This is a genomic window from Pseudoroseomonas ludipueritiae (assembly GCF_014490445.1).
In the GTDB taxonomy this organism is placed as follows: Bacteria; Pseudomonadota; Alphaproteobacteria; order Acetobacterales; family Acetobacteraceae; genus Pseudoroseomonas; species Pseudoroseomonas ludipueritiae.
Genome location: NZ_JACTUZ010000064.1, coordinates 1 through 22,638, shown reverse-complemented (window position 1 = coordinate 22,638; position 22,638 = coordinate 1). Strand labels below are relative to the sequence as shown.

Below are 22,638 nucleotides of genomic sequence, written 5' to 3'. Positions count from 1 at the left end.
CGGGTTGACGCGCGGAGTGGCGGTACTGGCCGGCGGCGTGCCGGGGGGCTGGGACTGGCCGGCGCTGTCCGGCAGGTTCACGCCCGGCAGCGGCGGCGCCCCGGCCTCCCGCGCCGATTGCTCCAGGCGCGGCGGCAGGGCCGGCACCTCATCCACCGTGCGGGTGGAGGAGCCGCTCCAGTAGTACCAGCCGGCATAGCCGGCGATGGCCAGCACCGTGCCCACCATGATGATGGCGCCGGCGGGCACGCCCCGGTCCGGCACCGGCTCGGGGAAGACGAGATCCTTGGGCGCGGTGGCGATGCCGGCACCCTCGCGGAAGCGGCGGACCATGTCCGGCGCATCGAGGCCCAGCATGGTGGCGTAGCTGCGGACGAAGCCGGTGGCATAAGCCACGCCCGGCAGGTCCCGCACCCGCCCTTCCTCCAGTGCCGCCAGATAGCGCCGGTTGATGCGGAGCTGCTCCGCCATCTCTTCCAGGCTGACGCCCAGAGAAAGCCGCGCGTCGCGCAGCTCCTCCCCCACCCGCACCGCTTCGGCGCTGGTCTCGGGGCGTGGCTGGCGCTTCATGTCATAGGGCACGGGGCGGGGCACCTATCGCGCCGCGCGGGATGCGGCGCACCGGATTGCGGTGGCGGCCGCTCCCTGCTCTCGCGGCCGTCGGAAGAAGGCTTGTGGCGCCCTGCCCTCGGCCCGGGCAGCGGCGCCACGCCTGTTTATCAAGCGCCAGCGCGGCGCGCGGTCAATGCGGCGGAAGCCTGTGCCAGCAGCTCGGCAATAATTTCGGCCGCCGGCTGCTCCTTGGTCACCATGCCGACGCTCTGGCCCGCCATCAGGGAGCCATTCTCGACATCGCCATCCACCACGGCGCGGCGCAGGGCACCCGCCCAGAAATGCTCGATCTCGAGCTGCCCGGCATCCTTGGCCACCTCGCCCGCCTTGAAGCGGCGGAGGACCTCGGCCTGGTGCTCCAGGAAGCGCTTGGTGCCCTCGTTCTGCAGGGCGCGCACCGGGATCACCGGGAAGCTCTCGTCAAGCTGCACCGTCGGCAGGGCGTCGCGCGCCGCGCCGCGGATGAAGGCGCGCTTGAAGTTCGGATGCGCCACGCATTCGGTGGCGCAGACGAAGCGGGTGCCGATCTGCACGCCCGCCGCGCCCATCTCCAGGTAGGAGAGGATGGCCTCGCCACGCCCGATGCCGCCGGCCACATAGACCGGCACGTCGCGGATATGCGGCAGGATCTCCTGCGCCAGCACCGTCAGGCTAACCGGGCCGATATGGCCGCCGGCCTCGGAGCCCTCGATCACCAGCGCATCGGCGCCGGAGCGCACCAGCTTCTTGGCCAGCGCCAGAGCGGGCGCGAAGCAGATCACCTTGGCGCCGCCTTCCTTGGCCGCCTTGATGGCGGGCCCGGGCGGGATGCCGCCGGCGAAGACGATGTGGCCGACCTTCGCGTCGAGGCAGACCTGCACCAGTTCCATCAGGTTCGGGTGCATGGTGATCAGGTTGACGCCGAAGGGCTTGTCCGTCAGCGCCTGGGTGGCGGCGATCTCCTCGGCCAGCCGGTCCGGCATCATGGCGCCGCAGGCGATGACGCCGAAGGCGCCGGCATTGGACAGGGCGGCCACCAGGTTGCGCTCGCTCACCCAGCTCATCGCCCCGCCCAGGATGGCGTAGCGCGTGCCGAGGAAGGCGGCCCCGCGCGCCATCAGCGCGTCCACGGCGGGGTCCAGGGTCATGGGGGCGAGCGCATCCATGGCCTCAGCCCTCCGCGTCCAGGCCGTAGGCCGTGTGCAGGGCACGCACCGCCAGCTCGGTATATTCCAGGCCCACCAGCACGCTGGTCTTGATCTCGGAAGTCGAGATGACCTGAATGTTGATGCCCTTCTCGCTCAGCGCCTTGAACATGGTCGCGGCCACGCCGGCATGCGAGCGCATGCCGATGCCGACGATGGAGATCTTGGCGACCTCCGGGTCGGTGATCATCGACTCGAACTGGATGACCGGGCGGGCCTTCTCCAGCACTTCCTTGGCACGCGGCAGGTCGGTCTTGCCGACCGTGAAGGTCATGTCCGTGGTGCCGTCGGCGCCCAGGTTCTGGACGATCATGTCCACGTTCACATTGGCTTCCGACAGCGGCACGAAGACCTGCGCGGCGATGCCGGGCTTGTCCGGCACCCGGCGCAGCGTCACCTTGGCCTCGTCGCGGGAATAGGCGACGCCCGTCACCAGCGGCTGTTCCACGATCTCATCCTCATCAACGACCATCGAGCCGGGCTTGTCCTCGAAGGAGGACAGGACCTGCACCCGCACCCGCTGCTTCATGGCCAGTTCGACCGAGCGGGTCTGCAACACCTTGGCGCCGACCGAGGCCAGCTCCAGCATTTCTTCGTAGGCCACCGCCGGTAGCTTGCGTGCCTTGGGCACGATGCGCGGGTCAGTGGTATAGACGCCATCGACATCCGTATAGATGTCGCAACGGTCCGCCTTCACGGCGGCGGCGATGGCAACGGCCGAAAGGTCCGAGCCGCCCCGGCCCAGCGTGGTCACGCGGTTATCCGAGCCAATGCCCTGGAAGCCCGCCACCACCGGCACCTGGCCGGTCTTCATGCGCTCGATGAGCAGGGTGCCGTCGATCTCCTCGACACGCGCCTTGCCATGCGCATTGTCGGTCTTGATCGGGACCTGCCAGCCCTGCCAGGAGCGCGCATCGACGCCGATGGTCTGCAACGCGATGGCCAGCAGGCCGATCGTCACCTGCTCGCCGGTCGCGACCACGGTGTCGTATTCACGGGCGTCGTGCAGCGGCGACAGGTCGGTGCACCACTTCACCAGCTGGTTGGTGGCGCCGGACATGGCGGAAACCACCACGGCCACCTCATTGCCCGCATCGACTTCCCGTTTCACGCGGTTGGCGACGTTGCGGATACGGTCCAGATCGGCGACGGAAGTGCCGCCGAACTTCATCACGATACGTGCCATGCGCTTTGAAGGATCGGTCCGAAAGGGAAACGGAATACCCGCCACGGTTGCGGCGGGCGAAGGGCTGCGACAGATAACGGGCAGCGCGCTGCGCTGCAACCAGGGATGAAGCCGCCATGACCAGCACCGCCACTCCGGGCGAGATCGCCAAGTTCGACGCCCTGGCCGCCGAGTGGTGGGACCCGCAGGGCCCGATGTCGCCGCTGCATGCCATGAACCCGCTGCGCTGCGGCTGGATCGCCCGGCACTTGGCGCGTGGCGGCGACCCCGCGCGGCTGGGCGGCCTGACGCTGCTGGACGTCGGCTGCGGCGCCGGCCTGGCCTCCGAGGGCATGGCGAAGCTGGGGGCGAAGGTCACCGGCCTCGATGCCGCCCCGGCCGCGCTGGCGGTGGCCCGCGCCCATGCGGCGGAGAGCGGCCTGGACATCGATTACCGTGAGGGGATGCCGGAGGACCTGATCGCCAGCGGCAGCCGGTTCGATGCCGTGATGGCGCTGGAGGTGATCGAGCACGTGGCCGACCGCGCCGCCTTTCTGGAAGCTCTGGCGGCGCTGGTGAAGCCGGGCGGGATGGTCTTCCTCTCCACCCTCAACCGCACGGCGCGGTCCTTCCTCTTCGCCAAGCTGGGCGCGGAATACCTGCTGCGGCTGCTGCCGCGCGGCACGCATGACTGGAAGATGTTCGTCACCCCAGCCGAGCTGGGCGCCGAGGCGCGCCGGGCCGGGCTGCGGGTCACCGCCATCAGCGGCATGACACCCGGCGGGCTGAAGCAGGGCTGGCGCGCCACGCCGGATGTCGCGGTCAATTACATCGTGGCGCTGGCCAAGGACTAGGAATCAGCCGTCCGCCCTGGGCACCCAGGGCAGGCGGGCGATGTCGATGCCCTCTTCCTGCAGGGCCTCGGCATCGGCATCGCTGGCCTCGCCATAGATGCCGCGGAACTCGGCCTCGCCCCGGTGCATCTTGCGGGCTTCGTCGGCGAAGCTGGAGCCGACATAGTCGCAGTTCTTCTCGACCTCGGCCCGCATGCGCTGCAGCAGCGCCACCATCTGGGCCGGGATCGGCCCGGCGGCGGCCTGCTGTTGCGGGCCGGAGGGCGGCTGCGGTGTCGGCGCCGGCGGCACGGGCTCCACCGGCTCGGCCGCCTTGGCGCGGCCCTTCCGGGGAATCGCCGGCGCCATCAGGGCGCGCGAAACCTTGCTGCTGCCGCAGACGGGGCATTCCACCAGCTCCGCCGCCACCAGCTTTTCGAAAGCGGCGCTGTCCTTGTACCAGCCGTCGAACTCATGCGCCTGGTCGCAGCGCAACTGGTAGTGAATCATCAGGCGGCCTGCAGAAGAGGGTCCAGCTTGCCGGAACGGTCCAGCGCGAAAAGGTCGTCACAACCGCCCACGGCCTGATCGTTGATGAAGATCTGCGGCACCGTGGTGCGGCCACCCGAGCGGCGGATGGCCTCCTCGCGCTCGGCCGAGCCGTGCGGGGAGTCGTGTTCGATAAATTCCACGCCCTTGCGGCTCAGCAGCGTCTTGGCGCGCGAGCAATAGGGGCAGAACGGGGTGGTGTAAATTTCGACCTTGGCCATGCGCTCACACATCGTTGTCTGGCGCGCTGCGGTCAAGAGGATTGCGGAAGGATGACGATTCCGCGCCGTCCGCCAGCGCCGGGTTGGGCACCCGCGCCGCCGCCAGCACATCCACCCAGGCGGCCCCCGCCCCCAGCAGCAGCCGCGCGCAGGCCGTGACAGTGGCGCCCGAGGTCAGCACGTCATCCACCAGCACCAGCCGCTTTCCCCCCACCCGCGCCGCCGCGCGGGGAGGGAGCGCGAAGGCATCCTCCAGGATCGCCGCCCGCTCCGCCGCGCCGAAGCCGACCAGTGCGGGCGTGGCATGGCGGCGGCGCAGCAGGTCCGGCGCCCAGGCGACGCCAGAAAGCCGCGACAGCCGCCGCGCCAGCAGCGCCGCCTGGTTGTAGCGCCGCTTCAGCAGGCGCCAGCGATGCAGCGGCACCGGCAGCAGCAGGTCGGCCTCGGCCAGCAGGGCACGGCCGGCATGGGCCATCTGCCGCGCGATAGGTCCGGCCAACTCGGTGCGGTCGCCATATTTCAGCGGCAGCAGCAGGCGGCGGGAGCCGGAGTCGTAGAGATAGGCAGCGCGGGCCTGCCGGTATTCCGGCGCCCGGTGCAGGCAGCCTTCGCAATGCAGCGGCCCGCCACCAGCCGGCGGCTGCCCCTGGCCACTATGGATGAAAGGCACGCCGCAGCGGTGGCAGAGCGGTGCGCCGATCAGCGTCACCTGCCCGAAGCATGCGCCGCAGAGCGCGCCCGCCGTGGGCAGGATGGTGGCGCAGCATAGGCAACGCGGCGGCAGCAGCGTGTCCAGCACCGCCCCGCCTACCCATCGCAGCCCGCGCGTGACGACCTGTGCATCCATGGGTGCAGAATATCACGAATCCGTGACAGCCATGAAGCCCTTGCACCTACACCGCCCCGGGCGCATCAGCGCTGGATGAGCGAGAGCATGCAGGTATTCGACCGCGCCCTGGTGCGGCGGCGGCGGGAGAAGGCGGCGGCGGGCATCGGCGCCGTGGCCCCCATCCTGGACGCGGCGGCCGAGCGGCTGCTGGACCGCCTGGATGATACCACCCGCCGCTTCACCCGCGCGCTGGAGATCGGCGGCCGTGGCAGCGTGGCGCCGGCCCTGAAGGCGCGGGGCATTCCCTTCGTGGTCTCGGCCGACCTGGCGGCCGGGATGGCGCGCGGCGCCGGTGGCCTGCCTGTGGTGGCGGACGAGGAATGGCTGCCCTTCGCCCCCGGCAGCTTCGACCTGATCGTGGCCAGCCTGTCCCTGCACTGGGTCAACGACCTGCCGGGCGCGCTGCTGCAGATCCGCCGGGCGCTGGCGCCGGATGGCCTCTTCCTGGCTAGCCTGCCGGCGCTGGGTACCTTGCAGCACCTGCGGGAGGCCCTTGGCGCCGCCGAATCCGAGCTGCGCGGCGGCATCAGCCCGCGTGTCTCACCCTTTCCGGAACTGCAGGACGGCGCCTCCCTGCTGCAACGCGCCGGCTTCGGCCTGCCGGTGGCGGACCGGGAGCGGCTCTCCCTGCACTATCGCACCCCCCTGGCGCTGCTGCGGGACCTCCGCGCCGCCGGCGAGGGCAATGCCACCCTGGCGCGCGACCCGCGCATCCCGCCCCGCGACATGTTCCCCCTGGCGCTGTCCCGCCTGCCGGTGACCGAGGAGGGCCTGCCGGTGGTGCTGGAGATGCTGGTGCTGACGGGCTGGTCCCCCTCGCCCACCCAGCAGCAGCCGGCGCGCCCGGGCAGCGCCAATGCCCGGCTGGCGGATGCCCTCGGCACGGTCGAGCACAAGACAGGCGAGCGCGGCCGGCCCCACTGATCGTTTCGCAGGCCTGCCATCCCGTGCAAAGCCTTGCAACCGGCGTTCCTGCCGCGCATCTTTCGCCGTCATGGAACAAACGGCTTCTGAGTCCCGCCGCATCGCGCTGCATGCGCCGGAAGATTTCGTCGGCATGCGCCGGGCGGGCCAGCTCGCCGCGGCCACGCTAGACATGATCACGCCGCATGTGCGCCCGGGCGTGACCACGGGGGCCCTGGACAAGCTCATCCTCGACTACATCGAGGAAAATGGCGCCACTTCCGCGACCGTCGGCTATCGCGGCTACCAGCACGCCTCCTGCATCTCCATCAACCATGTGGTCTGCCACGGCATCCCGGGCAACAAGGTGCTGATGGATGGCGACATCCTGAACATCGACGTCACCGTCATCGTGGATGGCTGGTACGGCGACACCAGCCGCATGTACGTGGCCGGCAATGCCAACACCAAGGCCAAGCTGCTGATGGACGTGACCTACGAGAGCTTGATGCGCGGCATCAAGGCCGTGCGCCCCGGCGCCCGCCTGGGCGACATCGGCCACGCCATCCAGAGCTATGTGGAGAAGCAGCGCTTCTCGGTGGTGCGGGATTTCTGCGGCCATGGCATCGGCCGCACCTTCCATGCCGCCCCCAATGTGCTGCATTTCGGCCGCCCCGGCGAAGGCCCGGTGCTGAAGCCCGGCATGTTCTTCACCATCGAGCCCATGGTGAATGTCGGCCGCCCCGAGGTGAAGGTGCTGGACGACGGCTGGACCGCCGTGACGCGCGACCGCAGCCTTTCGGCGCAGTTCGAGCACATGATCGGCGTCACCGAGGATGGGTGCGAGGTCTTCACCTATTCCCCCGCCGGGCTGCACAAGCCCCCCTACTAAGCCCCTGGACTTGCTCCCCGGTTCCGCTGAAGCTGGCGGGAACCGAGGGAGGCCGGATGCCCAAGCAGCGCGGCATGGCGGAAGCGGGGCTCGGCCTCCTTCCGCCGGATGAGATGCCGGGAAGCGTGGCGGCGCCCGCCGCGGCCTCGGCCGAGGGTCACCGTGCCCGGATGCGGGGCAAGCTGCTCGCCGCCGGCGGCGAGGCCCTGCTGGACCATGAGCTGCTGGAGATGCAGCTCTTCCTCGCCCTGCCCCGGCGCGACACCAAGCCCATCGCCCGTGCCCTGCTGGCCCGCTTCGGCAGCTTCGGCAATGCCATCTCCGCGCCCGTGGAGGCGCTGCGGCAGGTGGAGGGCATGGGCGACGCCGCCATCGCCGCGCTGAAGACCGTGCAGGCCGCCGCGCTGCGCCTGATGCGGGAGGAGGTGCTGGACCGCCCCCTGCTGAACAACTGGGACCGGCTGCTGGGCTACCTCAACGCCGCCCTGGCGCGGGAACAGGTGGAGCAGTTCCGCATCCTGTTCCTGGATTCCAGGAACCGGCTGATCGCGGATGAGGCGCAGGCGCGCGGCACGGTGAACCACACCCCCGTCTACCCGCGCGAGGTCGTGAAGCGTTGCCTGGAGTTGCAGGCCACGGCGCTGATCCTGGTGCACAACCACCCCAGCGGCGACCCCACCCCCAGCAGCGCGGATATCGAGATGACAGCCGAGATCAGGCAGGGCGCCGCCACGCTGGGCATCGTGGTGCATGACCATCTGATCATCGGCAACGGCCGGCACCTTTCCTTCCGGCGGGAAGGCCTGCTTTAAGCCCAGCGCCAGCCGCACGGTTCCCCGGATGCCCCGAAGCAAGTTCCTGCACCTGTCCCATCTGCATCCGCGCCGTGGCGCCGCCGCCTTGCGTGGCTGGGTGCGGCAGACGGAGGTGGGGCTCATCCTGCTGGCGGTGGTGGTGGGGGCGGTCTCAGGCCTTCTCGCCGTCGCTATCGGCGCCGTGGCGCGTGCCGCGCATGTGCTCTTCTTCGGGCCGGAGGCGACGCATGGGCTTTCCGCGCTGCGTGGCGCCTCGCCCTGGGCATTGCTGCTGCTGCCGGCCCTGGGCGGGCTGGTGCTGGGCGGGCTGAACCGCCTGCTGGCGCGCTACCACCCCCGCAGCCCGGTGGACCCGATCGAGGCCAATGCGCTGCATGGCGGCCGCCTTTCCCTCAACGACGGCTTCGTGGTGGTGGCGCAGAACCTGGTCTCCAACGGCTTCGGCGCCTCGGTGGGGCTGGAGGCCGGCTATACCCAGATCGCGGGCGGCGCGGCCTCCCGCCTCGGGCGGCTCTTCGGCCTGCGGCGCGGGGACCTGCGGGTGCTGGTGGGCTGCGGTGCCGCCGGTGCCATCGCCGCCGCCTTCGACGCGCCGCTGACCGGCACCTTCTATGCCTTCGAGCTGGTCGTGGGCGTTTATTCCATTGTCACCCTGGCGCCCGTCGTCACCAGCGCCGTGGTCGCGGTGCTGATCGCCCGCCTGGTGCATGGGGAGAATGTGGTGCTGGCCGTGGGCGGCGGCGTCGCCCCGGATGTGGATGGCTATGGCCTGGCGCTGCTGCTGGGCCTGATCTGCGGCCTGGCCGGCATCGCCCTGATGCGGGGCGTGACGCTGACGGAGCAATGGCTGCGGCAGGGCATCCCCTGGCCCAACCTGCGGCCGGCGGTGGGCGGGCTGGTGGTGGGGGCGCTGGCGCTGATCACGCCGGGGGTGCTCTCGGCCGGGCATGGCTCGCTGCACAAGCTCTTCCTGACCGAGACCACGCTCAGCTCCGTGGCGCTGCTGCTGGTGCTGAAGGCGGTGGCATCGGCCGTGTCTATCGGCGCGGGCTTCCGTGGCGGGTTGTTCTTCGCCTCGCTGCTGATGGGGGCGCTGCTGGGGCAGTGCTTCGCCGCCATCCTGGCCATCCTGATGCCGCCGGGGGTGGATGCGGTCTTTCTGATCACGGTGGGCACCAGCGCCTTCGGGGCCGCCGTGATCGGCGCGCCCCTGGCCATGACCTTCCTGGCGCTGGAGATGACCGGCAATTTCGGCCTGACCGGCGCGGTGCTGGTGGCGGTGATCGCCTCCTCCGTCACGGTGCGGCGGCTCTTCGGCTATTCCTTCGCCACCTGGCGCTTCCACCTGCGCGGCGAGACCATCCGCAGCGCCCGCGATATCGGCTGGCTGCGCGACCTGACGGTGGGCAAGCTGATGCGGCGGGACGTGCGGACGGTGAAGGCCGATACCCGCCTTTCCTCCTTCCGGCGCGATTTCCCGCTGGGCGCCGAAAGCCGGGTGGTGGTGGTGGACGAGGCCGACCGCTACGCCGGCATCGTGCTGGTGGCCGATGCCCATGCCGAGACATCGGACACGCTGGAAACCATCACCCCGCTGCTGCAGAACCCGAAGACGCCCCTGCTGCCGGCCATGAACGCCAAGGAGGCCATGGCCGTTTTCGATGCCACGGAAAGCGAGGCGCTGGCGGTGGTGGACAGCGCCGACCACTGCAACGTCATCGGGCTGCTGACCCAGGCCCACCTGCTGCGCCGCTATGGCGAGGAGCTGGAGAAGCGCCGCAGCGAGGAACTGGGCGGCGCCTGAGCAGCCTCATGCCGCCTGCGTGCTCACCAGCGGCTTGTACGGAAGCTGCGCCACCCGGCCGGGATGGATGGTGACGTTCTTCCAGACGCCTTCCTGCGTATAGGGGTCCTGGGCCAGCCAGGCGCGCACCGCGGCTTCGTCCGGCAGGTCCAGCACGATCAGGGAGCCGACCATGTTGCCGTCCGGCCGGTCCAGAAGGGCAATGCCGGCCAGCAGCTCGCCGCGCCGGGCGCAGGGTTCGACGCGCTCCATGTGCCGGGGGCGCGCCGCCAGCCGGCGCTGCAACGCGCCGGCATCCATGCCGTCATGGGCAATCACCACGAAGACCATCTTGTCCTCCCTCGGCCGCTTTGCCGGGCCGTTTCAGGCACCCAGCATCGCATGGGAGGCAGGCCACCGGGGCAACACTTCCGCGCGCCCGGCGGCCTGGGCCTTCAGGGCAGGACCGGCGGCACCCCGGCTTCCTTCAGGGCCGTGGCCTGGCGGTTGGCCACGGTGACCTGGTCGTAGCCCTCGATCAGCTCGTTGAACATGCGGTGCCAGTTCAGCTCCGCACCCAGCCGCATGAAGGCGCTGCCGAGGCCCACGGCGCTGCGGTCCACCAGCACGAATTCCCGCGGCGGCCGCACGCCGCCGGTGCGCTTCAGCCCGGCATGCACCTCGGCCGCCACCTTGCGGCCGAAGTCGGGGTCGCCATCCTGCTGGATGGGCCGCACCCGGTCATCGAGCAGCGGCTCGTGCAGGAAGCGGGCCCACATGTCGAGCACCTCCATCTTCTCCCGCGTCAGGTTGGTGAAGCCCCAGTCGCGGTAGGCCTGCTCGGCCTTGTCCTTGTCGCCGTCGCGCATCGCCTCGTAGAGCCGGATGACCCCGGTGAGGAATTGCGGCGGGAAGACGCGGATGGTGCCGAAATCCAGCAGGTTGATGCCGGCGGGCTCATCCGCCGTCGGCTGCCGCACCTGGTAGTTGCCCAGATGCGGGTCCCCGTGGATCACGCCGTAATGGTAGAAAGGCACGTACCAGGCGTGGAAGAGTGCGCGGGCATAGGCATTGCGCTCCTCCAGCGAAGGGCCTTCCGCCAGGCGCTCCAGGATAGGGCGGCCATCCAGCCAGTTCATGGTCAGCAGCCGCTTGGAGCAATAGCCCTCCACCGGCATCGGCGTCCGGACATCCGGCACATTGGCCAGCATGCGGTTGTAAAGCCGCATCTGCGCCGCCTCGCGCTCGTAGTCTAGCTCCTCCCGCAGGCGGTCGCTCAGTTCCAGGTAGACATCGTCGTGCTGGATGGCGTCGTCCATGCGGGCGAAGATGCCCATGGCGATCTTGAGCTGGCGGAGGTCGGCCTCCACCACGCTGGTCATGTCCGGGTATTGCAGCTTACAGGCGACCTGCCGCCCATCCGGCAGCGTGGCGCGGTGCACCTGCCCCAGGCTGGCCGCCGCAGCGGCTTCCTGGCCAAAGGAGGCGAACTTGGACTGCCAGTCCGGCCCCAGCTCGGAGGCCATGCGGCGGCGGACGAAGTTCCAGCCCATCGGCGGCGCATTGGCCTGCAGGGAGGCCAATTCCTGCTGGTATTCCGGCGGCAGGGCATTGGGCACGGTGGACAGGAACTGCGCCACCTTCATCAGCGGCCCCTTCAGCCCGCCCAGCAGCGCCTTCAGGTCATTGGCATGGCCGGCCTTGTCGGTCTTGATGCCAAGGTAGCGGGCACCGGCCATGCGGGCGGCAATGCCGCCCACGGCGCCGGAGGTGCGGGCCATGCGCCGCACCTCGCCAAAGAGGGTGCGGCCCTCGCGGTCGTCGTCAGCCATCGGCCCGCTCAAGTTCGTCGATGAATCCGGAAATCACGTTCAGTCCCTTGTGCCAGAAGGCGGGGTCGGCGGCATCGAGGCCGAAGGGCGCCAGCAGCTCCTTGTGCCGCAGGGTGCCGCCGGCCTTGAGCAGGTCGAGGTACTTGTTCTGGAAGTCAGGCACGCTGCCCTCCTGGAACACGCCATAAAGGGCGTTCACCAGGCAATCCCCAAAGGCATAGGCATAGACGTAGAAGGGTGAGTGGATGAAGTGGGGGATATAGGCCCAGTAGATTTCGTAGTCCGGCGTGAACTCGAAGGCCGGGCCCAGGCTCTCCACCTGCACCTGCATCCAGAGCGCGCCGATCTCCTCGCGGGAGAGTTCGCCCTTGCGGCGGGCGTCGTGCAGCAGGGTCTCGAACCGGTAGAAGGCGATCTGCCGCACCACCGTGTTCAGCATGTCCTCCACCTTGCCGGCCAGCAGGGCGCGGCGGCGCTTCGGGTCCTTCTCGGCATCGAGCACCGCGCGGAAGGTCAGCATCTCCCCGAAGACCGAGGCCGTCTCGGCCAGGGTCAGCGGCGTGCCGGACATCAGGTAGCCCTGGTCCGCCGCCAGAACCTGGTGCACGCCATGGCCCAGCTCATGCGCCAGGGTCATCACGTCGCGTGACTTGCCGTGGTAGTTCAGCAGCAGATACGGGTGGGCGCTCGGCACCGTCGGGTGCGCGAAGGCGCCCGAGGCCTTGCCCGGCCGCAGCGCGGCATCGATCCAGGGCGCGTCGAAGAAGCGCTGGCCGATCTTGCCCAGCTCCGGGCTGAAGCCGTTATAGGCGGCCAGCACGCGGTCCCGCGCGGCATTCCAGGGAATGTCGCTGTCATCCTCGTCCGGCAGGGGGGCGTTGCGGTCCCAGTGCTGCAGCTTGGGCAGGCCCAGCCACTTGGCCTTCATGGCGTAGTAGCGGTGGGACAGCGCCGGGTAGCTGGCCACCACGGCCGAGACCAGCGCATCCACCACCTCGTCCTCGACCATGTTGGCGCGGTTGCGGCTGCTGCCGGGGCGCGGATACTGCCGCCAGCCGTCGATGATTTCCTTGTCCTTGGCCAGCGTGTTCGTGATCAGCGTGAAGAGCCGCGCCTTGTCGCCAAAGGCCGCCGAGACGCCCTTGGCCGCCGCCGCGCGCACCGCGCGGTTGCGGTCGGAGAGCTTGTTGAGGGCGCCGGAGACATTCAGTGTCTCCTCCCCCACCTTCACCTCCATGCCGGCGATGGTCTCGTCGAAGAGGCGGTTCCAGGCGGAGCGGCCGGTCACCTCCTTCTCGTGCAGCAGCTTCTCCACCTCGTCCGAAAGCTGGTGCGGGCGGAAGACGCGCAGGTCGCGCAGGAAGGGGCGGTAGCGGGCCAGCGCCTTGCTCTGGCCGAGCTTGGCCTCCAGCGCCGCCTCTTCCAGCTTGTTCAGCTCCAGCGTGAAGAAGAGCAGATGGGCGGAGATGGCCGTCACCCGCTCCTGCATCGTCTGGTAGAAGCGGCCATTCTCGGGGTTCTGCGCGTCGCCGGAGAAGACGAGCTGGGCAAAGGACATCACCCGGCCCAGCACTTCCTCCACCCGCTCATAGGCCGCGATGGCCTCGGCCAGCGCGTCGCCCTTGATGCCCGCCAGCTTGCCGGCATAGGCCCTCGCGAAATCCTGGGCATCGGCATCGGCCTGGCGGAGGTCGGACTCCAGCTTCGGGTCGCCCGCCCCATCGTAGAGGTCGGACAGATCCCAGACCGGCAGGGTCCCCTCCCCCCCTTCGCCCTGGGGGCGGGAAGCGGAATCGAAGGTGAGTTGGCGGAGTGTGGGGAGCTGCACGGGACGCCTTGTGGTTGTGGGTTCTCGTCTTACCGATATAAGCCCATCAACGGGCAGGCCAAGCGTCCGCCGGCGCATGACGGCCACGGGAGGGAAGAACATGGCGTCGGAAGAGAACTGGAACAGCCTGCCAGGGATGATGCTGAGCCTGGCCCGGCAGTGGCCGGAGCGGCCCATGCTGCGCTACTGGCGCGGCGGCGCCTGGCGCGGGATGAGCTGGGCGGAATATGCCATGGCCGTCGCGGCCATCGCCGCCGGGCTGCGCCAGCGCGGCGTCTGCCCCGGAGACCGGGTGCTGATCGTCTCGGAGAACCGGCCCGAATTCATTATCGCCGATACCGCCATCATGGCCATCGGCGCCGTCTCGGTGCCGACCTACACCACCAATACGGCGGCGGACCATGCGCATATCCTGCGCGACTCCGGTGCACGCGCCGCCATCGTCTCCACCCCCAAGCTGGCCCGCGCGGTGGCCGAGGCCGCCGGCCTGGGTGGGCTGGACCTGCTGGTGACCATGGACCAGCCGGAGGGCGCGGATACCGGCGACACCATTTCCTGGAGCGAACTGGCCGCGACGCCGCCCGACCTCGCCATGCTGGTAGCGGAGGTGGAGCATATCCCGCCAGGGCGGCTGGCCTGCCTGATCTATACCTCCGGCACCGGCGGCGCGCCCAAGGGCGTGATGCTGCCGCACCGGGCCATGCTGGCCAACCGGCACGGGGTGACGGACTTCATCCAGAAGCTGAACCTGCCGAAGGATGCCTGCTACCTGTCCTTCCTGCCGCTCTCCCATGCCTACGAGCACACGGTGGGCAACTTCCTGCTGCCCTCTTTCGGCATCGAGGTGGTCTATAGCCGCGGCGCCGAGAAGCTGGCGGCCGAGTTGCAGCAGATCCGCCCCGCCGTGGTCACCGCCGTGCCCCGGCTGTTCGAGGTGCTGCGGGCGCGCATCCTGGCTGGGCTGGAAAAGGAAGGCACCTTCCGCCGCAAGCTCTTTGAGGCCACGCTGCGCCTTGGCCTGCGCAGGCTGGACGGGCCGGAGCTGAACCCCTGGGAACAGTTGCAGGACGCGGTGCTGGACCGGCTGGTGCGCAAGAAGATGCGCGACCGCTTCGGCGGCCGCCTGGCGGCGCTGGTTTCCGGCGGAGCACGGCTGGACCCGGGGCTCTCGGGCTTCTTCCTGGCGCTGGGGCTGCCGGTGATCCAGGGCTATGGCCAGACCGAGGCCGGGCCGGTGATCAGCGTCAACCTGCCCTGGGACAACCGCCGCCACACGGTGGGCAAGGTGCTGGATGGGGTCGAGGCCCGCATCGCCTCGGATGGCGAGGTGCTGGTGCGCGGCGCATTGGTGATGGACGGCTACTGGAACAACCCGGACGCCACCGCCGCCGCGCTGCAGGACCTGAACGACGGCGGCGCCCCCTGGCTGCATACCGGCGACGTTGGGGAGATCACCCAGGGATACCTCCGCATCACCGACCGCAAGCGCGACATCATCAAGACCCTGGGCGGCGAAATGGTCAGCCCCGCGCGGATCGAAGGCATGCTGATGGCCGAGCCCGAGATCGTCCAGGCCGTGGTGGCCGGCGACGGCCGCCCCGGCCTCGCCGCGCTTCTGGTGCCGGCGGAGGGGCAGGAAGCCAATCTCGCCAAGGCGGTGGCGCGGGTGAACAGCAAGCTCTCCAGCGTCGAGCGCATCCGTCACACCCTGGCGCTGCCACCCTTCACGGTGGAGGACGGCATGTTGACGCCCACCATGAAGATCAAGCGGCGGGCGGTGCTGCAGGCGCACGCGGCGGCGCTGGACCGCCTCTACGGCTGAGTACCCCACGCAGGATATTGTTCCGATCTCGAACCGTTTTGCGCTAGGCTCCGGACGCCCGAACAGGCCGAAAGGGATGCCGCCATGCCAAGCCCCGGAGCCATCTTCCGCCTGTGGTTCGAGGAGGTCTGGAACCAGAGGGATGCCTCACGGATCGCCGCCTACCTGGCGCCGGAGGCCATCATCCACGCCGCGGACATGCAAGGGGCCGACGCCCGGGGGCCAGCGGGCTTTCAGCCGTTCTTCGAGCAGTTCCTCGAGAACTTCTCCGGCATCCGCTTCACCGTGCATGAGGTGATCGAGGCCGGTGACATGGCGGCCGGGCGATGGACAGTCCAGCTCACCCATAGCGGTGACGGCTTCGGCGTCCGCGCCACCGGACAGACCATGGCCATCACCGGCATGTCGATGATCCGGGTGGCCGGTGACCAGGTCGTGGAAGGCTGGAACGAGTGGGACCGGCTGCGGCTCGCCACCGCCTGCCGGATGCTGGTGCCGGTCTGAAGAGGCCTGGCCGCGCCACCGCAAAGCGGCGCGGCCGGGTTCCTCACATGCCCAGGGCGCGGCGGTAGAGGTCCAGCAGGGTCTCCTGCTCCTCCACCTCGGCGGGCTCCTGCTTCCGCAGGCGGATGATCTGGCGGATCACCTTCACCTCGAAGCCGGCGGACTTCGCTTCGGCGAAGATATCCTTGATATCGTCGGCCAGCGCTTTGCGCTCTTCCTCCAACCGCTCCACGCGCTCGATGATCGAGCGCAGGCGGTCCGCGGCGATGCCCCCGACCTCGGATTCCGGGTCAGCCGCCTGACGGTCACGGCTGGCCTTCGCATCCAGTTCGTCGAAATCGCTCATCCATGTTCTCCGGCTGCCGAACAGAAACCGGCGCCCTACGAGGGGGCGCCGGGGGCCGCGGTATAGCGGCCTGGCGGGACCGGAGCAAATGAACTCCGGCCCGCCAGCCCCTGTCAGTGCTGGTGATTCCCGGCCTGGAAGGCGGCCTTCTGCTCCGGCGTCGCTTCCTTCTGGTGCTTCGCCTGCCACTCCTTGTAAGGCATGCCGTAGATGGTCTCGCGCGCCTCGGCATCGGGCAGCGCGATGCCCTGGGCCTCGGCGGCCTCGCGGTACCAGCGGCTGAGGCAGTTGCGGCAGAAGCCGGCCAGATTCATCAGGTCGATATTCTGCACGTCGCTGCGCTCGCGCAGGTGCTCCACCAGGCGGCGGAAGGCGGCGGCTTCCAGCTCGGTGCGGGTATCGGGGTCGATCGGGGTGGTCATGGGCTGTGGCCCTCCTTTCCGCGCAAGGTGGGGCGGGAGGGCCACCGCATTCAAGCCATGGCCCGTCAGGCGTTGCCGGCCAGGTAGTCCATCGCCGCCTGCACGCCGCCCGACTTGTGCGGCACGCCGGAAAGGCGCAGGCCCATCTCCACCCCCGTCAGCGTCGCCAGCACCTGCAGGTCGCCGATATCGCCCAGGTGGCCGATGCGGAAGACCCGGTCGTTCAGCCGGCCGAGGCCGTTGCCCAGGCTCATGTTGAAGCGCTCCAGGATGGAGGCGCGCAGGGCGTTGGCCGAGTGGCCTTCCGGCAGCCGCACGGCGGTCAGCACGGGGGAATAGTGGCGCGGGTCCTCGCACTGGATCTCCAGCCCCCAGCCGCGCACGGCGCGGCGGGTGGCCTCGCCATAGCGTTCGTGGCGGGCGAAGACATTCTCCAGCCCCTGCTCGTGCAGCATGTCTAGCGCGGTATCCAGCGCGTAGAGCATGTTGGTGGCGGGGGTATAAGGGAAGTAGCCGGTGGCATTGGAGGCCAGCATCGGCTTCCAGTCCCAGAAGGAGCGCGGCAGCTTCGCCGTCTCGCTGGCCTTCAGCGCCTTCTGCGACACTGCATTGAAGGAGAGGCCCGGCGGCAGCATCAGCCCCTTCTGGGAGCCGGAGACCGTCACATCCACCCGCCATTCATCATGCTTGTATTCGACGGAGCCGAGGGAGGAAATGGTATCCACCAGCAGCAGCGCCGGGTGGCCGGCGGCATCCATGGCGGCGCGCACCTCGTCGATGCGGCTGGTGGCGCCGGTGCTGGTCTCGTTATGCACCACGGCCACGGCCTTGATGCTGTGGCCCTTGTCGGCGCGCAGGCGCTCCTCGATGCCTTCCACATCGGCGCCACGGCGCCAGTCGGTCTCGATGAAGACGGACTTCAGGCCCAGGCGCTCCGCCATTTCCCGCCAGAGGGAGGCGAATTGCCCCGTCTCGCACATCAGCACCGTGTCGCCGGGCGAAAGGGTATTCACCAGCGCCGCTTCCCAGGCACCGGTGCCGGAGGCGGGATAGATGATCACCGGGCCGGTGGTGCCGAAGACCGGCTTCACCTTCTCCAGCAGCCGTTTGCCGAAGATGCCGAAGTCGGGGCCACGATGGTCCATGGTGGGATTGTCCATGGCGCGCAGCACGCGGTCCGGGACATTGCTCGGGCCGGGGATTTGCAAGAAATGCCGCCCGGCTGTGGGCTTGGACTGGAAATAGGCCATGGATCGTCTCCTCCGTCGGGTTCTGTCCCTAGCCGCCATTCATCTCATCCGCCAATGAGTTCGGCTTGTCGGATTGATGAGCATAATAGATCGGACAGCGCGGCCCGGTGCCGCTAGGCTTTCCGCGAGAGAGGAAGCTTCATGAACGCCATCACCACCGCGAAGCATCACCCCGGCGACCCCGCCCTGGCCGCCAAGCTGAAGCGCCACACGGAAGGCGAGGTGCGCTTCGCCCCTGCGGATCGCGGCCGCTATGCCACCGATGCCAGCATCTACCAGGTGGAGCCGATCGGCGTGCTGGTGCCGAAGACCATGGCGGATGTGGAAGCGGCGCTGGCCCTGTGCCGGGAAGAAGGCGTGCCTGTGCTGCCGCGCGGCGGCGGCACCAGCCAGTGCGGCCAGACGGTGAACCGCGCGCTGGTGATCGACTGCACCAAGTACCTGCGGAATGTCCTCTCGGTGGATGCGGCGGCGGGGGTGGCGAAGGTGCAGCCCGGCATCGCCCTCGGCGCGCTGAACGATGCGCTGAAGAAGGACAAGCTCTTCTTCCCGGTCGATCCCTCCACCTGGGCGCGCTGCACCATCGGCGGCATGGCGGGCAATAATTCCTGCGGCTCCAAGTCCATCCGCTACGGGCTGATGGCCGATAACGTGCTGGCCATCGACGCCCTGCTGCCCAATGGCCAGCGTTTCAGCTTCGGCGAGGTGGCGGACAACCTGGGCGCCGAGATTCCCGCCGATGTGGCCAACCTCATCCAGTCCCTGCGTGCCCTGGGCACGCGGGAGGCGGAGGAAATCGCCGCACGCTTCCCGCGCCAGCTTCGCCGCGTTGGCGGCTACAACATCGAGACCCTGACCCCTGCCGCGCGCGCGGAGGGCCGTGGCAACCTCGCGCGGCTGCTGGTGGGCAGCGAGGGCACCCTCGCCTTTTCCGAGGCGCTGGACCTGAAGCTCTGGCCCATCAAGCCGCGCAAGGTGCTGGGCATCTGCCAGTTCCCCACCTTCCGCGCCGCCATGGCCGCCAGCCAGCACCTCGTCACCCTCAACCCTGAGGCCGTCGAGCTGGTGGACCGCACCATGATCGACCTCGGCCGCTCCATCCCGATCTACCGCGCCACCATCGACGCCATCGTGCTGGGCGAGCCCGACAGCCTGCTCATCGTCGAATTCCACGGCGATGACGATGCCGCGCTGCTGCGCGACCTGGACCGGCTGGACGAGATGATGGGCGATCTCGGCTATCCGAAATCTGTCGTTCGCGTGACGGATTCTGCCTTCCAGGCGCAGGTGGCGGCGGTGCGCGAGGCAGGTCTGAACATCATGATGTCCATGAAGGGCGACGGGAAGCCGGTCTCCTTTATCGAGGACACCGCCGTCGATCTTCCCGACCTCGCCGATTACACGGAGCGGCTGAACGAGGTCTTCGAGAAGCACGGCACCAAGGGCACCTGGTACGCCCATGCCAGCGTCGGCTGCCTTCACGTCCGCCCCGTGCTGAACATGAAGGATGGCGAGGATGTCGCGAAGATGCGCGCCATCGCCGAGGAATGCTTTGCCCTGGTGCGCGAATACAAGGGCAGCCATTCCGGCGAGCATGGCGACGGCATCGTCCGCTCCGAATTCCACGAGCCGATGTTCGGCAGCCGCATCGTCCGCGCTTTCGAGGCGGTGAAGGATGCCTTCGACCCCGCCGGGCTGATGAACCCCGGCCGCGTGGTGCGGGCGCCGCGCATGGATGACCGCACGCTCTTCCGCTACCCGCCCGGCTACCGCGCGGATCAGAGCGTGAAGCCAGCGCTGGACTGGTCCGCCTGGCCGGGCGCGCAGGGCGGTTTCCTCGGCGCGGTGGAGATGTGCAACAACAATGGCACCTGCCGGAAATTCGATGCCGATGTGATGTGCCCCTCCTTCCGCGCCACGCGGGACGAGCAGCACCTGACGCGCGGGCGCGCCAATACGCTGCGCCTCGCCCTGACCGGCCAGCTTGGCCCCGATGCCCTGGCGGGGGACGAAGTGGCGGAAGCGCTTTCCCTCTGCGTCTCCTGCAAGGGCTGCAAGCGGGAATGTCCGACCGGCGTGGACATGGCGAAGATGAAGATCGAGGCCAGCCATGCCCGCGCGAAGAAGCACGGCATCCGCCTGAAGGACCGCATCATCGCCGAATTGCCGCGCTGGGCGCCCTGGGCCGCCAAGCTGCCGGGCCTGGCCAATCTGCGCGACACCATTCCCGGCCTGGCGGCGCTGTCGGAACGCGCGCTGGGCCTCGCCGCCGGGCGCAGCCTTCCCCGCTTCCGCCGCGATGCCTTCCGTGATTCCGAGGCGCGGCATGACGGCGCGGGGCAGGAGGTCATCCTCTTCGCGGATACCTTCAACCGTTATTACGAGCCGGAGAACCTGCGCGACGCGGTGACGGTGCTGGGCGCCGCCGGCTTCCGCGTCACGCCCGCCGCCGCGGCGGATGGCCGCCCGCTCTGCTGCGGCCGCACCTACCTCGCCGCCGGCATGGTGGACGAGGCACGCGCGGAAGCACGGCGCACGCTGGAAGCGCTTTCCGGTTCCGACGCGCCGGTGCTGGGGCTGGAACCCTCCTGCCTTACCACGCTGCGGGATGAATTCCTCTCCCTGCTTCCCGGCCCGCAAGCCGAGGCGCTGGCCACCCGCGCGGAGCTGGCCACCGCCTTCCTGGCCAAGCGGGACCTGCCGTTGAAGCCCACGGGCATTGCTCGCGCGCATATCCACGGCCATTGCCACCAGAAGGCCTTCGGCGGCTTCGCCCCCGCCGTGCAGGGGCTGCGGCGCATTCCGGGCCTGACGGTGGCGCCCATCGCCTCCTCCTGCTGCGGCATGGCCGGCAGCTTCGGCTATGAAGCCAAGAACCTGGAAGTGAGCCGCGCCATGGCCGAACTCTCCCTGCTGCCCGCCGTCCGCGCCGCCGCGCCGGAGGATGTCATCCTCGCCGACGGCACCTCCTGCCGCCACCAGATCCGCGATCTTGGGGGACGGGAAGCGATGCATTCCATCCGGCTGCTGGCACGGTCGGTGCGGACATGAAGACCCCGCGGGACATCCTGGACTTCTGGTTCGCCGGCAACCTGCAGGCCGCCCGTCCCGTCTGGTTCCAGCGGGACGCGGCCTTCGACGCCGCCATCGCCAACGGCTTCGGCGATCTGGTGGAGCCCGCGCGGCAAGGACGGCTGGATATCTGGGCCGAGGATGCGGAAGGTGCGCTGGCCCTGCTGCTGCTGCTGGACCAGTTCCCGCGCAACCTGTTCCGGGGGCGGCCGGAAGCCTTTGCCTCCGACAGCCACGCCCGCGCGGTGGCGCGCCGCGCGGTCCTGGAACGGCGGCATGACCTCGCGGTCGGCCCCACCGCGCGCAGCTTCTTCTATCTGCCCTTCGAGCATGGGGAGGAGATGGCGGACCAGAACCTTTCCGTGACTCTCTTCGAAGGGTTGCGGGATCACCCGCCCGCCCGCGCACCTGGCGGCAGCATCGACTATGCCTGGCGGCACTGGCAGGTGATCGTCCGCTTCGGACGCTTTCCGCATCGCAACGCCATATTCGGACGTACCAACACGGCTGCGGAGACCCTCTACCTGGCGCAGCCCGGCGCTGGTTTTTGAGGTTGCCAACTAAAATTCACGCTGATGTTATGGCAACTTTTGCTCTCTTTACTGGCAACGGGAGCGTGGCCAGCGCCATAAAGGGGCGTGCGAAGCGTCCGGCCGGGGTTGTCAGATGCCGCCGGAGGGTGCCAAGCCCCTGATTCTTAGGATCTATGCGAAAGCTATGGCATTTTTGCCACAGCCCGTAACCTTCGAACGAAATAAAGCAACTGGCACATGCAACCTGGGTTTTCCCCTCGCCCGCACACTGGGTTGCTGAGGAACAAGATCATGAAATTCCGTCACCTGCTGCTCGCCGCTACCGCCGCGATCGCGCTGCCCGGCGCCGCCATGGCCCAGTCCTCCTGGCTGCCGACCGCTGCGGCCCAGCCCATCACCGGCGTGTACATTGGCGCCGGCCTCGGCTGGAACCATTACGGCTCCAACAACATGACCGCCCAGGGCCGCAATGCGCTGGCCTATGATGCCGCAGGCCTGAGCCGCCAGGGCAACCTGGACTTCAAGGAAGGCGGCGTCGGCGTCCTGTCGCTGGGCTATGGCTTCGGCAACGGCTTCCGCGTCGAGGTCGAGGGCAACTACCGCTACAACGAGCTGGACAAGATGGGCGGCTTCCCCGGCCGCGCCGTTGGGACCAACGCCGGCAGCGCCTTCCGTAACTTCGACGGCGAGGTGCAGCAGTATGGTGTGATGGCCAACGTCTACTACGACTTCCAGCTGCCGCAGTGGTTCCCGACCATGCCGGTCGCCGTCGTGCCGTATATCGGTGGTGGCGTCGGCTACATGTGGACGAGCATGGACGCCCGCGGCACCCGTCGTGGCGCTCCTGGCGAGACGGTGGACATCAACGACACCGCCGGCCAGTTCGCCTACCAGGGCATCGCCGGTCTGTCCTTCCCGATCACCTCCGTGCCGGGCCTGGCGATCACCGCCGAGTACCGTTACATGGGCACCCTGCAGTCCAAGTATGACGGCCGCGTGCGCAACGCTGCCGGCCAGAACGTCGCGAACGGCTCCTTCGAGGTCGATCAGGCCCACAACCACTCGGCTCTGATCGGCGTCCGCTACGCCTTCAACACGCCGCGCCCGGCCGCTCCGGCTCCGGTGGCCCCGGTCGCCCCGGCCGCCGCGCCGGCGCCGACCCGCACCTACCTGGTGTTCTTCG

At 69.2% G+C, this 22,638-nt stretch carries 22 protein-coding genes; 10 read left to right on the top strand and 12 right to left on the bottom strand.

What is annotated here, in order from left to right; genetic code table 11:
- The 3 genes from IBL25_RS14585 to IBL25_RS14575 all read right to left on the bottom strand — a co-directional run.
- The coding region (locus IBL25_RS14585; RefSeq protein WP_187779273.1) for a helix-turn-helix domain-containing protein at nucleotides 1-594 on the bottom strand (594 nt) is incomplete at its 3' end.
- Nucleotides 595-719: 125 nt separating this feature from the next.
- Nucleotides 720-1,757 carry an NAD(P)H-dependent flavin oxidoreductase gene (locus tag IBL25_RS14580; RefSeq protein ID WP_379656274.1) on the bottom strand — a complete coding sequence of 346 codons (1,038 nt, stop codon included), beginning with the start codon at nucleotides 1,755-1,757 and terminating at the stop codon, nucleotides 720-722.
- A gap of 4 nt (nucleotides 1,758-1,761) precedes the next feature.
- On the bottom strand, nucleotides 1,762-2,982 hold the full coding sequence (locus tag IBL25_RS14575; protein ID WP_187779272.1) for an aspartate kinase: 1,221 nt from the start codon (nucleotides 2,980-2,982) through the stop codon (nucleotides 1,762-1,764).
- Nucleotides 2,983-3,098: 116 nt separating this feature from the next.
- On the opposite strand from IBL25_RS14575, the gene ubiG reads away from it, so the two are divergent.
- Nucleotides 3,099-3,815, top strand: a complete 717-nt coding sequence (gene ubiG / locus IBL25_RS14570) for a bifunctional 2-polyprenyl-6-hydroxyphenol methylase/3-demethylubiquinol 3-O-methyltransferase UbiG (protein WP_187779271.1) — start codon at nucleotides 3,099-3,101, stop codon at nucleotides 3,813-3,815.
- Between the two features lie 3 nt (nucleotides 3,816-3,818).
- Here the strand turns inward: ubiG and IBL25_RS14565 are convergent, their stop codons facing one another.
- Genes IBL25_RS14565 through IBL25_RS14555 form a run of 3 tightly spaced genes read right to left on the bottom strand, consistent with a single transcriptional unit; the run spans nucleotide 3,819 to nucleotide 5,411 of the window.
- Complete coding sequence (locus IBL25_RS14565; RefSeq protein WP_187779270.1) at nucleotides 3,819-4,304, bottom strand: DUF1178 family protein; 486 nt, start codon at nucleotides 4,302-4,304, stop codon at nucleotides 3,819-3,821.
- Nucleotides 4,304-4,564 carry a glutaredoxin 3 gene (gene grxC / locus IBL25_RS14560; RefSeq protein WP_187779269.1) on the bottom strand — a complete coding sequence of 87 codons (261 nt, stop codon included), beginning with the start codon at nucleotides 4,562-4,564 and terminating at the stop codon, nucleotides 4,304-4,306. The genes IBL25_RS14565 and grxC overlap by 1 nt, the downstream gene beginning before the upstream one ends.
- Before the next feature lie 4 nt (nucleotides 4,565-4,568).
- Nucleotides 4,569-5,411 carry a ComF family protein gene (locus tag IBL25_RS14555; protein WP_187779268.1) on the bottom strand — a complete coding sequence of 281 codons (843 nt, stop codon included), beginning with the start codon at nucleotides 5,409-5,411 and terminating at the stop codon, nucleotides 4,569-4,571.
- A 75-nt stretch (nucleotides 5,412-5,486) separates the two neighbouring features.
- Between IBL25_RS14555 and IBL25_RS14550 the strand changes: the two genes are divergently transcribed.
- The 4 genes from IBL25_RS14550 (at nucleotide 5,487) to IBL25_RS14535 (ending at nucleotide 9,867) form a co-directional block, all read left to right on the top strand.
- Nucleotides 5,487-6,377, top strand: coding sequence for a methyltransferase domain-containing protein (locus IBL25_RS14550; RefSeq protein WP_187779267.1), 891 nt, complete (start codon nucleotides 5,487-5,489; stop codon nucleotides 6,375-6,377).
- Between the two features lie 70 nt (nucleotides 6,378-6,447).
- Nucleotides 6,448-7,248: a type I methionyl aminopeptidase gene (map, locus tag IBL25_RS14545; RefSeq protein WP_187779266.1), complete on the top strand. Its 801-nt coding sequence runs from the start codon at nucleotides 6,448-6,450 to the stop codon at nucleotides 7,246-7,248.
- Nucleotides 7,249-7,304: 56 nt separating this feature from the next.
- Nucleotides 7,305-8,060, top strand: a complete 756-nt coding sequence (gene radC / locus IBL25_RS14540) for a RadC family protein (protein WP_187779265.1) — start codon at nucleotides 7,305-7,307, stop codon at nucleotides 8,058-8,060.
- 28 nt (nucleotides 8,061-8,088) lie between these two features.
- Nucleotides 8,089-9,867 (top strand): chloride channel protein, encoded by a 1,779-nt coding sequence (locus IBL25_RS14535; RefSeq protein ID WP_187779264.1) that lies wholly within the window; start codon nucleotides 8,089-8,091, stop codon nucleotides 9,865-9,867.
- Nucleotides 9,868-9,873: 6 nt separating this feature from the next.
- Here the strand turns inward: IBL25_RS14535 and IBL25_RS14530 are convergent, their stop codons facing one another.
- From IBL25_RS14530 to IBL25_RS14520, 3 genes are all read right to left on the bottom strand, one after another.
- On the bottom strand, nucleotides 9,874-10,197 hold the full coding sequence (locus tag IBL25_RS14530) for a YciI family protein (RefSeq protein ID WP_187779263.1): 324 nt from the start codon (nucleotides 10,195-10,197) through the stop codon (nucleotides 9,874-9,876).
- Between the two features lie 104 nt (nucleotides 10,198-10,301).
- Nucleotides 10,302-11,678: an ABC1 kinase family protein gene (locus IBL25_RS14525; protein WP_187779262.1), complete on the bottom strand. Its 1,377-nt coding sequence runs from the start codon at nucleotides 11,676-11,678 to the stop codon at nucleotides 10,302-10,304.
- On the bottom strand, nucleotides 11,671-13,608 hold the full coding sequence (locus tag IBL25_RS14520; RefSeq protein WP_379656273.1) for a M3 family oligoendopeptidase: 1,938 nt from the start codon (nucleotides 13,606-13,608) through the stop codon (nucleotides 11,671-11,673). The genes IBL25_RS14525 and IBL25_RS14520 overlap by 8 nt, the downstream gene beginning before the upstream one ends.
- Between IBL25_RS14520 and IBL25_RS14515 the strand changes: the two genes are divergently transcribed.
- Both IBL25_RS14515 and IBL25_RS14510 read left to right on the top strand, forming a co-directional pair.
- The gene (locus tag IBL25_RS14515; protein ID WP_187779261.1) at nucleotides 13,607-15,328 is read left to right on the top strand and encodes an AMP-dependent synthetase/ligase; all 1,722 of its coding nucleotides are present in this window, start codon (nucleotides 13,607-13,609) and stop codon (nucleotides 15,326-15,328) included. The two genes, IBL25_RS14520 and IBL25_RS14515, sit on opposite strands and share 2 nt — an antisense overlap.
- Before the next feature lie 84 nt (nucleotides 15,329-15,412).
- Nucleotides 15,413-15,832 (top strand): ester cyclase, encoded by a 420-nt coding sequence (locus IBL25_RS14510; RefSeq protein WP_187779260.1) that lies wholly within the window; start codon nucleotides 15,413-15,415, stop codon nucleotides 15,830-15,832.
- 43 nt (nucleotides 15,833-15,875) lie between these two features.
- Here IBL25_RS14510 and IBL25_RS14505 read toward each other — a convergent pair whose 3' ends face one another.
- From IBL25_RS14505 to IBL25_RS14495, 3 genes are all read right to left on the bottom strand, one after another.
- Nucleotides 15,876-16,178 carry a DUF2312 domain-containing protein gene (locus tag IBL25_RS14505; RefSeq protein WP_187779259.1) on the bottom strand — a complete coding sequence of 101 codons (303 nt, stop codon included), beginning with the start codon at nucleotides 16,176-16,178 and terminating at the stop codon, nucleotides 15,876-15,878.
- Between the two features lie 113 nt (nucleotides 16,179-16,291).
- On the bottom strand, nucleotides 16,292-16,600 hold the full coding sequence (locus IBL25_RS14500) for a DUF1244 domain-containing protein (RefSeq protein ID WP_187779258.1): 309 nt from the start codon (nucleotides 16,598-16,600) through the stop codon (nucleotides 16,292-16,294).
- 65 nt (nucleotides 16,601-16,665) lie between these two features.
- A complete protein-coding gene (locus IBL25_RS14495; protein WP_187779257.1) occupies nucleotides 16,666-17,850 on the bottom strand; it encodes a pyridoxal-phosphate-dependent aminotransferase family protein in 1,185 nt (394 codons plus the stop codon).
- A 141-nt stretch (nucleotides 17,851-17,991) separates the two neighbouring features.
- Here IBL25_RS14495 and IBL25_RS14490 point away from each other — a divergent pair, with 141 nt between their 5' ends.
- From IBL25_RS14490 to IBL25_RS14480, 3 genes are all read left to right on the top strand, one after another.
- Nucleotides 17,992-20,901, top strand: coding sequence for an FAD-binding and (Fe-S)-binding domain-containing protein (locus IBL25_RS14490; RefSeq protein ID WP_187779256.1), 2,910 nt, complete (start codon nucleotides 17,992-17,994; stop codon nucleotides 20,899-20,901).
- Complete coding sequence (locus tag IBL25_RS14485; protein WP_187779255.1) at nucleotides 20,898-21,473, top strand: DUF924 family protein; 576 nt, start codon at nucleotides 20,898-20,900, stop codon at nucleotides 21,471-21,473. Before IBL25_RS14490 ends, IBL25_RS14485 begins: the two co-directional genes overlap by 4 nt.
- 273 nt (nucleotides 21,474-21,746) lie before the next feature.
- Nucleotides 21,747-22,638: outer membrane protein (locus IBL25_RS14480; RefSeq protein ID WP_187779254.1), on the top strand; the 892-nt coding region annotated here is incomplete at its 3' end.